General features: G+C 43.2%; 13 protein-coding genes. 3 read left to right on the top strand and 10 right to left on the bottom strand.

Annotated elements, in window-relative coordinates; translation table 11 throughout:
* Window positions 1-34 precede the first annotated feature (34 nt).
* The gene (locus tag RBB45_RS14205; RefSeq protein WP_101548707.1) at window positions 35-598 is read right to left on the bottom strand and encodes a hypothetical protein; all 564 of its coding nucleotides are present in this window, start codon (window positions 596-598) and stop codon (window positions 35-37) included.
* Window positions 599-794: 196 nt separating this feature from the next.
* Between RBB45_RS14205 and RBB45_RS14200 the strand changes: the two genes are divergently transcribed.
* A complete protein-coding gene (locus tag RBB45_RS14200; RefSeq protein WP_306009772.1) occupies window positions 795-1,721 on the top strand; it encodes an RNA polymerase sigma factor in 927 nt (308 codons plus the stop codon).
* A 48-nt stretch (window positions 1,722-1,769) separates the two neighbouring features.
* On the opposite strand, the gene RBB45_RS14195 is transcribed toward RBB45_RS14200, so the two are convergent.
* The gene (locus RBB45_RS14195) at window positions 1,770-3,053 is read right to left on the bottom strand and encodes a S41 family peptidase (protein WP_306009771.1); all 1,284 of its coding nucleotides are present in this window, start codon (window positions 3,051-3,053) and stop codon (window positions 1,770-1,772) included.
* A 154-nt stretch (window positions 3,054-3,207) separates the two neighbouring features.
* On the opposite strand from RBB45_RS14195, the gene RBB45_RS14190 reads away from it, so the two are divergent.
* Window positions 3,208-3,762 (top strand): hypothetical protein, encoded by a 555-nt coding sequence (locus tag RBB45_RS14190; RefSeq protein ID WP_022544563.1) that lies wholly within the window; start codon window positions 3,208-3,210, stop codon window positions 3,760-3,762.
* A 469-nt stretch (window positions 3,763-4,231) separates the two neighbouring features.
* On the opposite strand, the gene RBB45_RS14185 is transcribed toward RBB45_RS14190, so the two are convergent.
* A complete protein-coding gene (locus RBB45_RS14185; protein WP_009794512.1) occupies window positions 4,232-4,888 on the bottom strand; it encodes a hypothetical protein in 657 nt (218 codons plus the stop codon).
* A gap of 135 nt (window positions 4,889-5,023) precedes the next feature.
* Between RBB45_RS14185 and RBB45_RS14180 the strand changes: the two genes are divergently transcribed.
* Window positions 5,024-6,802: an extracellular catalytic domain type 1 short-chain-length polyhydroxyalkanoate depolymerase gene (locus RBB45_RS14180; protein ID WP_371931593.1), complete on the top strand. Its 1,779-nt coding sequence runs from the start codon at window positions 5,024-5,026 to the stop codon at window positions 6,800-6,802.
* Between the two features lie 52 nt (window positions 6,803-6,854).
* On the opposite strand, the gene RBB45_RS14175 is transcribed toward RBB45_RS14180, so the two are convergent.
* From RBB45_RS14175 to RBB45_RS14145, 7 genes are all read right to left on the bottom strand, one after another.
* Window positions 6,855-7,313 (bottom strand): SAM-dependent methyltransferase, encoded by a 459-nt coding sequence (locus RBB45_RS14175; RefSeq protein WP_009794514.1) that lies wholly within the window; start codon window positions 7,311-7,313, stop codon window positions 6,855-6,857.
* Window positions 7,314-7,414: 101 nt separating this feature from the next.
* On the bottom strand, window positions 7,415-8,134 hold the full coding sequence (locus tag RBB45_RS14170) for a GNAT family N-acetyltransferase (protein ID WP_306009769.1): 720 nt from the start codon (window positions 8,132-8,134) through the stop codon (window positions 7,415-7,417).
* Window positions 8,135-8,157: 23 nt separating this feature from the next.
* Complete coding sequence (locus RBB45_RS14165; protein WP_306009768.1) at window positions 8,158-8,763, bottom strand: ABC-2 transporter permease; 606 nt, start codon at window positions 8,761-8,763, stop codon at window positions 8,158-8,160.
* Entirely contained in the window at window positions 8,756-9,622 is an 867-nt protein-coding gene (locus RBB45_RS14160; RefSeq protein WP_306009767.1) for an ABC transporter ATP-binding protein, read from the bottom strand. Before RBB45_RS14160 ends, RBB45_RS14165 begins: the two co-directional genes overlap by 8 nt.
* A 4-nt stretch (window positions 9,623-9,626) precedes the next feature.
* Window positions 9,627-9,998, bottom strand: a complete 372-nt coding sequence (locus RBB45_RS14155) for a GntR family transcriptional regulator (RefSeq protein ID WP_306009766.1) — start codon at window positions 9,996-9,998, stop codon at window positions 9,627-9,629.
* A 171-nt stretch (window positions 9,999-10,169) separates the two neighbouring features.
* On the bottom strand, window positions 10,170-10,652 hold the full coding sequence (locus RBB45_RS14150) for a DUF5662 family protein (RefSeq protein WP_009794520.1): 483 nt from the start codon (window positions 10,650-10,652) through the stop codon (window positions 10,170-10,172).
* 701 nt (window positions 10,653-11,353) lie between these two features.
* Complete coding sequence (locus RBB45_RS14145) at window positions 11,354-11,629, bottom strand: hypothetical protein (RefSeq protein ID WP_306009765.1); 276 nt, start codon at window positions 11,627-11,629, stop codon at window positions 11,354-11,356.
* Window positions 11,630-11,701: the final 72 nt, after the last annotated feature.

Below are 11,701 nucleotides of genomic sequence, written 5' to 3'. Positions count from 1 at the left end.
GATCAAGGCTGAATCATTGCGGCTGGATAGCCCTTTATTTTTTCATTACCTTAAAGTCGACGGTCCCCTTTACCCTGACATGTTCTCCGGATTCAACACTAAAATCAGTAGAGCCTTGAACCACATAATAACCGGCGGGAAAGCCGGAGGCATTCAGGAACTCCTTCATAAAGTTAACATAGTCTTGAGGATCCTGATCCTCACTATAGCTGCCGCTTTTTCCGTACTCTTCCCGATAAGGCTTTCCTTTTTTAATGGTTGTTGATAATCCGATGTCATTAACTGCACTTCCTATTTCATACCCCCGTATCTTTTCCCGCATCGGGAACAAGACAGCTGAGGAAGAATGATAGATTGTGACCTCTTCTTTTTCCCCTATATATTCAATTTCCCCATATAACTCTATGTCCTCACCTACTTCGTACTCTCCCTTTTCACTTTTAATCCGGAAGATAAAGTCACCTTGAACGTTTTCATCGCTGGTCTGAGAAACTTCATATTTTTCTAAGTCTCTGTTATCGACAGAATGGGACGATTGACAGCCTGCCGTTAGAATAGTGAACAGCAGAAAAACAGCTAAGATCAAATATTTATTCACTTAACCTCTCCTTTTGGCTTCTTTAAATATTAGAAGGGATTTTCATGAGAAAGGTTTCAACTTTTTTGGCGATACAAAAGAATACTGGGCATCAATGAGCAGGCGATGTAGACTTAAAATGAGCTTTGATAAAATTTCATTTTTACCGTACAATTTCGCCCTACCTATTCGTCCTACCAATAAAGGAGCTGATTATATGGTGACAGAACAAGAATTAGCAGGCAAAGCACGCGAACTGAAGGAAATGTTTTCTGAAATGGCACAGGCCCATTCAGGGCAGCTATGGAATTATTGCCGTTATCTGACCGGATCCCCGTGGGATGGCGAGGATTTGTTTCAGGAAACGATGCTGAAGGCATTGGGCGGATTATTTCAGAGATGGCATCCGACAAATACAAAATCCTATTTGTACAGGATGGCCACCAACATATGGATCGACCACTGCCGCAGGGAGAAAAGAAATCTTGGCACATTAGACGAAGGAGATATCCCAGCGGTTGAATTTACGGAGACGCTGGAGCTTCAGCAGGCACTCGGCTGCCTTGTTGAGCTTTTCAAACCAAGGCAGATTGCCGTATTCCTGCTGTTTGAAGTCTTTCAGTTCAAGGCAGAGGAAGTGGCTGGCATGGCCAGGACCACGCCGGGAGCCGTTTATGCCACAACGAGAAGGATGAAGGAAAAATTGAAGCAGCATAACAATCCGGAAACTCAGGATCACCGCTTCGTCCATGAAAATGAGCCGGTCATCAAAGCCTATTTAAAGGCCTTAAACGAAGGCGATGTCGAAGCAGTCCTGGATCTGATCAGTGACCAGGCACAAAATGAAGCACCTTTAGGCTTCGCAGAATTTAGCAAAGAAGAAATGCGGAATGGCTCGCTGCGCTATGGGTTGCCTGGATACAGGGCCGAGTCCCGCATACTTTGGGGCAAGCCGGTTATTATTGTTTTTGCCGACGAAGGACAAGGCCCGTTCATCCATGACATTCAGTACCAGGAAACCGAAAACGGAAAAATTGTCAGGCATGTAAGCTATTTTTTCCGTAAAGAATTCATTCTGGCGGCCGCAGAGGAACTAGGTGTGCCGGCACAGCTTACTAAGCCGCCTGTGGATTGGGCGAAGTAATCTTTAAAGGCAGATTTAGGTCTGTCTTTTTCTCTTGTAAAATCTGCCCTACCTGAATGTACTTTTTTCCAATGACAGCCATTCTATCGCCTTCTCCAGGTCAACATCCCGCTTCAAGTGCTCAGGTGTCCACGGGACATACAAATCCGGCGCTATCCCTTTGCCTGTCATCCCCATGCCTCTATCAATCCGGGACAGCCTTGAGGTGGGATACATGAATTGGAACCCTTCATCCCAGTGCTTGCTTATGAGGTTGGCATAATCATTTAATCCTTTTGTCGGCCTGCCGATGACCCGGACTTTGCTGGACTTTTTGCAAAGCTCAACAAAGGAGTCACCAGAACTGCCGCACATGTAATCTGACAATACAGCAACTAATTTAGGATTTTTGGTGCCTTTCACAAAGGTGTCAGGCACAATGTCTTTAAAATTAAACTCAACGAACCCTTTTCCTTTATTCCTCTGCCACTCCCGAATAAAGACCTTAAGGAATTGCTGTGCCTCTTCCCCCTGGATGCCTTCCAGTACCGGGAGCGTTTCCGCCAAGAATCTGCCGGCGTTCAAATGGGTGCAGTTAAACAGCATCGTGTCCTTTCTGTCAGCGAGCTCCACACCTTCTTCAGGCATGATATACGGCATGAGAGGATAATAGCTGGAGTCGCTTCCGCCATAATTGACCCGAACATCTATTATCCATTGGTCTGCTGATTCAATAATATCCCTATTATCTTTGACCAGTTTTACAATGGCATCTGGATCCGCAAAATCAGTAATGGTGAATAGCAATGTATCCTGATTCACCTTTTCCACAGTATAGGCTGGCGTATATCCTGGTTTTTCATAAGTACTGAAAGTAATTTTACGAACATTCCCCTGCTCATCCTGTATGTCGCCATATTCATACAGCGAAAGGATCGGCATCCAGTCTTCCCGTTCGGGATGGTTAGCCTTCAAGAGCCGGCTGTGCTTTTCTTTCAGTTCCGGGATGGTGAAGCCCCCAAGCGAAATAATCGCCATGCCGGCATTTAATTTTTGTTCATTTTTCGCCCCGGTAACATAAAGGCAGTCCTTATATCGCCTGACCTGGAATCCTCTGTCCACCGGCTTTCTTTTTTCCGCCGAGCTGTCAGCAAAGTAAATATGGTGGTCTTGAAAGTCCAATAAATAGTCTCTTACTATATCTGCAAACTGCTCCCTGGTCAGCTTATTGGTTTCTTTTAAAAGCTGTAGTTTTTCAAGATAAGCCTCCGGATGATCATATCCTTTTTTATCGATGCACCCCGCATAGTCGTGATGCATTATTTCAACAATGTCTCTGAAGATCTGTTCCATTCTAATCCTCCGTATTCATGTTTTTCCTTATATTACCTATTCTATATCATGAAAGGTTTGACCTTCTTAAGAGGTATAAACTGTTCTTCCTTTAAATTATTTGGAATAATATGTTAATATATAACAGCATCCAAAAAAACAGGGAGCTGAGAAATTGAAGCGGAGAATGAGTCTTTTGCTGCTTGGATTAATGTTAATTGCCAGTGCCTGTTCCTCTCAAACGGACGGAGGAGCCAATTCTTTTCAAGAGCAGGCTGGCGATGAATTTGAGACTGATGTATTTATTCCTGAATATGAACAGTATTCCATCACATCGGCTGAGGTTAAATATCCGCCAACAGGTGACAAGAAGGACCTGGTTGTGGTCTATTCAAAAGAAAAGGGTAAGTTAAGAGACAAAGAGTATATCGAAAAATATGAGAATACAATGGATTCGAAGGTTCTATATGGACTTTATGATGGAGAACCCTGGCTTTTCATCATCACCTACAGCAATTTCGAGATCATTGATGGTGAAATTGACAGCAAGATTAAAACGATGAACGGTGTGGATGTCCATTATAGAGAGATTGCGGCTGACACAGATATGCTAATAGCATTCTTCAATCTCGAGAAAGGTTCTTATCATATTGAGTTTTCATTGAGAGAGGGAATGACTAAGGAGAAGGCGTTTGAGATTGTTGAGGATATTATTGAGAATAATGGATAGAGGGATGGAGTATTCCATCCCTTTGTTTTTTGCTGGGCAAAAGTGCCGGATCAAATAGGCCGATAAGAAACCTTATTGTTTGTTATTGCGTTTTTCATCAAAATAAGTCCAGATATAATAAACAATCCAAAATACTAATGGGGTCATATATGCGTAGATATTCTTTATTGGGAGAAAAAATATGATTACAAAACTAATAATTAATGCTACAGGCATCAGCGTCCAATAGATCTTATCTTTAAAAGGCTTCAAGGGCAGGCCCCTCTTTCTAACAGCATTATTTTTCAATCACCCGATAATCTTTTGTTTTAGTTATTGAAATACTGTTGTCGTTTGCAAATTCAATTAGGTCTGCAAATAGGTAATCAGACGAAAAATGAACACCAGAAAATGATATAAATATGTAACCATGCAGGGACAGGTCCCCCTGGCCCAGCCAAAAAAGAGCCAAGGGACCTGTCCCCCTGGTTCATTCTAATTTCAACTTTTTGACCACGGAAGAGACTAATGTATCCAAGGGATTAATTATAGTTTTAGACTTATGCTTAATTTCTTTGGATGCTTGGACCATAGATAGTTGAGCAACAGAAATTATTTTATCTTCCAGAATAATCCCTTGCAAAAACTTGGAAATTTCTTGGTTATATTCGTGCTTTCTCCCTTGCATTATCAATTCAAAAGTATTGTTGATTACCTTTGCCTCTATATCAATCGATTTCTGATGATTGTGTGCATATTGATTCAGACGCTCTAAAGTTCCTTTGACTGTTGCAGGATTTGTAAATACGATTGTCTGTGCCCGCTTTACTTTACAGACAGACTCAAAGAAGGGTTCATCAATCTTTATGATAGGCACAGAAATTGAAAGTTGTTCTTCCGATAGAATAGTAATATAGTTTGTGCAAGTAACCAGTATGGCATCAACATTACATTGGGCTATCCATTCTATCTGTTCCTTTACTTTATTTCGTGCGTCTGCAGTTTTGAAGCTCCTATCTGATGTAACTCGATATATTAATGCAGGATCAACAAAATGTATTAGTTCCATATCATATGGGGCAAAGGCTTTCTCAATGTATTCGATATTCGAAAAATGGGCGTGTAAGCACCCTAACTTTATTTTCAATTCAAACCCGCCTCTATATATTAATCAATATAAAATTCAACAAAAAATGCTCAATCCCTTCCTGGATACTGTAACTTCATTGTAACTCCCCCCTCCTACACTAGACCCGAAGAATGAAAAGGAGGAATGGTTTTGATGGCTCGCAGAAAATCCTGGATTGGTTTAATCGTTTTGATTTTTGTATGCTCGGTCACATTGCTTCCTGGTAATTCAAAGGCTGCAGGACAATTTATTACAGGCACCTATGCAGGGAAGCCTTATAAATTGTATGTTCCTGATCAGTACAATGAAAGTCAGTCTTATCCGTTATATGTCATGCTGCATGGGTGCACACAGGATGCCAGCCAGTTTGCGACAGGGACAAAGATGAATGCATTGGCTGATGAAAAAGGGTTCTTGGTACTGTATCCTGAACAGACCAGCAGCGCCAATTCCAATAAGTGCTGGAACTGGTTCGAGGCAGCCCACCAGTCGCGCGGCAGCGGGGAACCAGCTGCTATCGCCGGGATGGTAAATCTTATTAAAAATAATTACTCAGTCCAAGGAGATCAGGTGTATGCGGCGGGTCTCTCAGCAGGTGCAGCGATGAGCGTGATCATGGGGGCCGCATATCCTGACCTTTTCTCTGGAATTGGGGTGGGAGCGGGTCTTGAATACAAGGCTGCAACCAGCATGACCGGAGCTTTTACGGCTATGTCGAGCGGCGGCCCTGACCCTGTGCGCCAGGGGAGGGCTGCCTATCAGGCAATGGGAAGCCAGGCAGACACCATGCCAGTCATAGTGTTTCACGGAACTTCGGACTATACAGTCGCACCGGTAAATGGAAACCAGGTCATCACCCAATGGGCAGTGACAAACGACTTAGCACAGAACGGCAAAGTGGATGGCTGGATCGACGACCAGCCGGACCAAACCGAGAACTTAAACGTTCCTGGCGGAAAAAGCTACACTGTCAGCCATTATAAAGCTGGGGACGGCAGAGTCTGGATGAAAAAAGTCACTGTCCAAAGCATGGGGCATGCCTGGTCAGGGGGAAATGTGCAAGGCAGCTATACGGATCCACAGGGCCCTGATGCCAGCCGGATGATGTGGGAATTTTTCCATTCATTTGCAGGCGGTGATGATGGAGGAGATGCCGGCGATGCCCCTGCTACATCAGCAAGCCCTAAAGGCGGAACCTATAATCAGCCTGTCTATGTAGAGCTCCAGACCAATAAAGAAGCATCCACTTACTACACAGTGGACGGTTCGAATCCTACAGCACAATCCACACTCTACACGGGACCGATTTACATTTACGACGATACGACCCTTAAGTTTTTCAGCCAGGACAGCTCCGGGCAAAGAGAGTCTGTCAAAGAAGAAGTATATATCATCGAAGAAGATGCTCCTCCCGGGGACTCGCTGACATTCAGCGCCATCTCAGGGGAAAGCGGGTTTGCCGGCCGCTTCACAGCAGATGGCAAAGGCTCCGGGGACATCAAGGCTGGCGATAAAGGAATGTACAATACTGATACCTTCAGAGGGATCTTATCCTTTGACACAAGCACGCTCGGACAGACAGCGATTGGGTCAGCAAAATTGCGCCTGTATACAAAATTGATCACAGGGGCAGTCACTGATGTAAAAATCGACATGAAGAACGGAACTTTTGGATCTGCCCCAATCGAACAAAACGATTATTCCGCCGCAGCCACACTTACCGATATAGCCAGTTTTCAGCCGGCCGCCGTTTCTAATTACATTGATATAGATATCCCGGCCAGCGCACTGGCTCAAATCAACCGGAGCGGCAAGACTCAGTTCAGGCTAAAAGCAGCAACGGCAGCTAGCTTTAATCAGAACTCCGTCCTTTTTTATGGAGGCGGGAATGGAGATCTTTCTCCGGTTCTAATAGTAAATCGCGCCAACTGAATGAAAGAGAGATCAGCAGGAACTGCTGATCTCTCTTTTTTCCCTTTGAACTTCAGTCCCAATAATTCTTCATAATCTCATGGGACCAATCTGGCTGGCTGATAGGCTCTTTAGGCAGGAATTCCTCCATCACCGGCTTGATATCAAGAATCGGCGTCCCATTGATGCAATCAAGCCCAGTGACGGTCAGTTCCCTGCCTTCTCTTTTGACTATCCTCACAGTTGTCAGGCCTAGTTGATTCGGTCTATTTTTGCCGCGCTGAGCAAAGATCCCCACTTTTGGGAGGCTGCTGTCATTTCTGGGATGCCTTGCACCAGGCACTATTTTACTTTGATCCACCCGATGAAAATGATAAATGATTTCTAAGTGGGAGAAGGATTCAATTCCGTCGAGCCCGTCTTCTGGCAGAGAATCGTCCAGCACGATCCTGCTGACCACTTCGCCCCAGTAATCGTCCTCTATTTCGTGTCTTTCATTATATGCAATCCCGATAGGATTTACTGTAATCATAGCACTGCCCCTTTCTTAACGATGAGAGGAAACTGTTTATTTTCTTTTTTATATGAGGAAGAGGTATTTCTTAGTGAAACAAAGTGACAGATTCCTGTTACTTATAAATTATATTCCAATGATAGGACCGTATTTTTGTTCTGAGTACAACCATTCGCTATCATAATTTTTCTCATCGGCGTGTTATCAATTTTCGTCGCACCAAGATACGATCCTGCTTTAAAATCATTTCTCAGTCTATATAACCCCAGCAGATGGAGCCTCTGCCCCAGCCCTTTCCCCAAAAATTTCGGGTGCATGCCAATCCAAAAGAGGCGCCCTTGTCTATCCGTATCAGGCTCCAGGTGGGGAAAAACAACGCCAGCCGGTTCATCTGCAATCATCAGTACTGTGTACATATTGTTTACCTGTGAGGGCAACTCTGTTTGCATGCCCGTTAAAAATCTTCTAGTATCGTTAAAACTCCTGCCCATTACCTCTGACAGGAAAGCGATTGATTCCTCGTGCTGAATGGACCATACTTCATAACCGGCTGCAGGTTGATTGATAGGTTCAGTAAATTCCCTGGTGTAAATGACTCTTTCTCCAGTCATTACCATTTTCCTTTTTGTGAACATCAATTGATCAAGGAGAGTTCTAGGGCATTCGAACAAGATACGCCTCTCTTTAAAGGCAGTTAGATTAGTAATAAGTTTCTTTATGGCTGTGTCTGCTTCATGGGGATTGTTTATTTGATCTTCAAACATTTCTAAGATGAATTCTTGATCATTTTTTATGTAATGGATCCCTGCTTTTTTTAGACTCTTGAATACTTCATCCATTTCCGGCCCTCCTCAAAGGCGCATTAAAACGCCTTTCTCTGGTAAATGAATGTGGTGACTCCCCAGGAAATGCCATACAGAGCCAAAATAATGACTGCTGCCCCCGTGTACAACGCCGGGTTGGACAAACTTGCAATAAAACCGGTGATTAAAGAAAGATCTTCAGCAATCAGGTTTAGGAGATACGGACCCATCCCTGTTAATAGAACGAATGTAATCATCAGGACTGTTGTGATATGCCCTGGTTTAAATATATAAAACAGCGGAAATGTGAATGCAGCGAATGCTAAGAAGATGCCGCCTCCCATAGCCATATCTTCGATGGTAAATGCCTTATTGAATGCAAGCAATGCCAGACAAGTGCCGCCTATGGCTAAAATCATATAGATAACTGCTCCGAGATAACGTGAAGCAATGATTTCATTACGCGTATAGGGCAGGCTGTTCAGCAGAATGTTCGCCTCTGCTTTTTCATCATAGGCATAGGCATTAAAAGGAATGAAAATGCTGGCAACGCTGAAAATCAGCACAGGATGCGAATCCATCAAAATAAAGAACAGGATAAAAGGAATAAAGGTCAAGATCAGTTTTTTCTGCAGTATCACATCGCGCCTGATAAGGTTAAACATAGCTTTTCCTTCCCTTCATGTAATACATAATATCCTCCAGGTCCGCCTGTTCCACTACAACAGAATGGCCAAAAGTATTATTTACAAGTTCAATATTGTCAGTCAGGGCCTCAAACCCTGTAGGAGCCCGGTGAATATGGACAAAAGCCTTCTCTGTATCCCGGTCCAAAAGTTCCAGCCCGCCTTTTACGAGCGCATAATTTTCCCCCACCTCGTGGACAGACTGATTAAATACCAGTCTCCCATTTTGCAAAAAGGCAATATAATCAGCGATGCGGTCCAAATCTGTGGTGATATGTGTAGAGAAGAAAATCGTGCGCCGGTCATCCAGCATCAATTCCTGCAGCAGATCGAGCATTTCCCGCCTGAAAATAGGATCCAGTCCTGATGTAGGTTCATCCATGATAATCAGCTCTGCATGGTGCGATAAGGCAATCGCCAGTGATGCCTTCATCTGCATCCCTTTTGAAAAGGTTTTGATCGCTTTATTAAGAGGCAGCTCGAACTGCTCTACATATTGATAAAACAAACGATCGTCCCAGCGCTTATACGCTGGTCCAACAATGCGTTTTATATCTTTTAAATTCATCCCTTCATAAAATACATTTCCGTCATAAACGAACCCGATGCGCTCTTTGATCTCCTTCTCATGTGTCTTATAGTCCAGCCCGAAGATCCTGATCTCGCCCTGATCCGGCTTCAGCAGATTCATCATCATTTTAATGGTCGTCGACTTTCCGGCGCCATTCCCTCCGATGAACCCTGTAATAAAGCCCTGCTTCACTTGAAAATTTATATCTTTAATGGAAAAACCCTTGAATTCCTTGGCAACATTTTTCAATTCGACCACATTCTCCATACAGTCACTCCTCATATAAAATCTTCAATAGCTGCTGAAGTTCTTCCAATGAGAGACCAATTTCCCGGCCGTTAATTATAACCGCCCCCAGCTGTTCCTCAATGACCTTCAGCTTCTTTTCCCTAATAACTTCTAAATTTTGTTCGGCAACAAAAGACCCTTTGCCAACAATAGAATAAATAAAACCCGCCTTCTCCAATTCCTCGTAAGCCCGTTTCGTCGTAATTACACTGATCTGGAGATCCTTCGCGAGCTGGCGTATGGAAGGCAGCGCTGACCCCTCCTGCAGATCGCCCGCTAAAATCAAGGATTGAATCTGTTTAGTAATTTGTTCATAAATCGGCTCCTTGGAACTGTTGGAGATAATGATTTGCATGGAATTCCCTCTTTTTCAACTATTGTATATATACTATATACACATTATATACACACTTCCAAAACCACGCAACCATTTTTTGGGCCAGGGGGTCAGGTTCCTTGGCTCATTTTTTTCCTGCATTTATTCCGAAACAGCAAAAAAGCCGCCTTGCAGGCAGCCTATTCCAAGTTAAATCGCGTCCCTATTTTTCCATCTAGCATCCTCTGCCTTTTTCTTCTCCAATATATCTTCCAGTTCCTTTTTCGTATCGGGATGCAAAATTATATTGCCGCTCAAGTCCATAGTGGAAGCTTTCACCCTTCTTCCCCACTTCCTCGAAAACGAACGCCAGTCACAAACCATTTCAAGAAGATATTTTCTGGGCATCGGCAGGGCTTGTTTATTTTTCGGGTCAACTACCCAATGTTCCCAGTGGTGCTTGTTCTTGTGCTGATGGTGGAGCCATGCGTACTTCCACTTTAACTCATCAATGGAGTCCTTTTGGCCCTTATAGAAGAACTTCTTTGCATATGGCATAAACTCCTGCGGGGAAAATTTTGACCAATCGTGGACAATCCCCTGCAGGAATAGCCCCTCTTTCCAGCACTCGATCAGGACATTAAGTTTATGTTCCAGTATATACAATATGTTTTTCCAGACTGCCCGCAGCACGATACTCCCCCCATCCAGTTTTGTTTCCTTTTCCTAAATTTCCGGAGCTCTGAGTTTGCTTGCCAGCCGGCTCTAAATAACTTTCCGCAAAAAATGTGCAGATCCTTTCCCACAGTCAAATCAGGGTGCTTTATTCCTCCAAAAAACAAAGGTCAGAAGCAGCGAAAATATAGGAGCTAAAGCAACCAGCCTCCAGCTATTTTCAGCTCCCAGGAAGTAATAAGCTATCGGAAGTGATGTGATAAAACTGATGAACATGGAAAGCCATGATTTCTTAAATAGACCAAACAGGAGAGTGACGACACAAAGAAGGAAGGATATTTGCCATAGCACCACTATCAAATGAACGCCCCCTGTAGATTTGCATGTGATATCAAGAATGGAAGTGAATAAAGGAATCTGCTCTGGAGGATATTAATGCTAGTGCAGCTTTTTCCGTGCACGATCATGAATGTGGAGGGATACATTGTGAGTACACTTACTAGCTTGATTAAAAGGATCCTTCATTTAATTATTAAGCTGGAGTTTTTTATTGATACGTATAGATATCGCTTAAACCGCTTAATAAGAATGCAGCCCTTAACGTAAGCAATAAGGGGCTCATGGCTATCTTTTCCCCACGTGATGAAGACAGGCAGCTGCGCCGGGCTTGCCTATAGGACAGAAGGACAGGTTTCTCATGTATCTGTCCCTCTGTTCTTCTAAAATTTTTCAGCAGTACAAAACAGCTCCGCAAAATCATTCACAATGTTTATATCCGGATTTATTTTCACATCGTTCCTCATTCTCTCTAACCCTTCATAATACTCACTGTCATTTATTAAAGTCAGCACCGAAATATCTCTATTTTCTGCATGGAACAGGTAGTCATTCACTCTTATATTTTCCCTTCGATACTCAATTCTTAAATTTACTTTAAAGCCTAATTCAGTAAGTTTTAAACATTTAGCCTTTGTTCCTATCCAATCTAATTTCATCTGTCCTAAATTGATTCTTACTAATATTCACCAATTTATTCCATTATCCTGCTTTTAAAGATAAATATTCTT

Source organism: Bacillus sp. MMSF_3328, assembly GCF_030733525.1.
Lineage (GTDB): Bacteria > Bacillota > Bacilli > Bacillales > Cytobacillaceae > Bacillus_AB > Bacillus_AB infantis.
The sequence above is the reverse complement of the archived record's forward strand: the minus strand, read 5'-3'. Positions and strand labels throughout refer to the sequence as shown.

Coding starts and splice junctions, on each gene's coding strand:
- RBB45_RS14180 (WP_371931593.1), top strand. CDS start 5,024: ATGGCTCGCAGAAAATCCTGGATTGGTTTAATCGTTTTGATTTTTGTA.
- RBB45_RS14155 (WP_306009766.1), bottom strand. CDS start 9,998: ATGCAAATCATTATCTCCAACAGTTCCAAGGAGCCGATTTATGAACAA.
- RBB45_RS14195 (WP_306009771.1), bottom strand. CDS start 3,053: ATGGAACAGATCTTCAGAGACATTGTTGAAATAATGCATCACGACTAT.
- RBB45_RS14175 (WP_009794514.1), bottom strand. CDS start 7,313: ATGATTACAGTAAATCCTATCGGGATTGCATATAATGAAAGACACGAA.
- RBB45_RS14145 (WP_306009765.1), bottom strand. CDS start 11,629: ATGAAATTAGATTGGATAGGAACAAAGGCTAAATGTTTAAAACTTACT.
- RBB45_RS14200 (WP_306009772.1), top strand. CDS start 795: ATGGTGACAGAACAAGAATTAGCAGGCAAAGCACGCGAACTGAAGGAA.
- RBB45_RS14160 (WP_306009767.1), bottom strand. CDS start 9,622: ATGGAGAATGTGGTCGAATTGAAAAATGTTGCCAAGGAATTCAAGGGT.
- RBB45_RS14165 (WP_306009768.1), bottom strand. CDS start 8,763: ATGTTTAACCTTATCAGGCGCGATGTGATACTGCAGAAAAAACTGATC.
- RBB45_RS14170 (WP_306009769.1), bottom strand. CDS start 8,134: ATGGATGAAGTATTCAAGAGTCTAAAAAAAGCAGGGATCCATTACATA.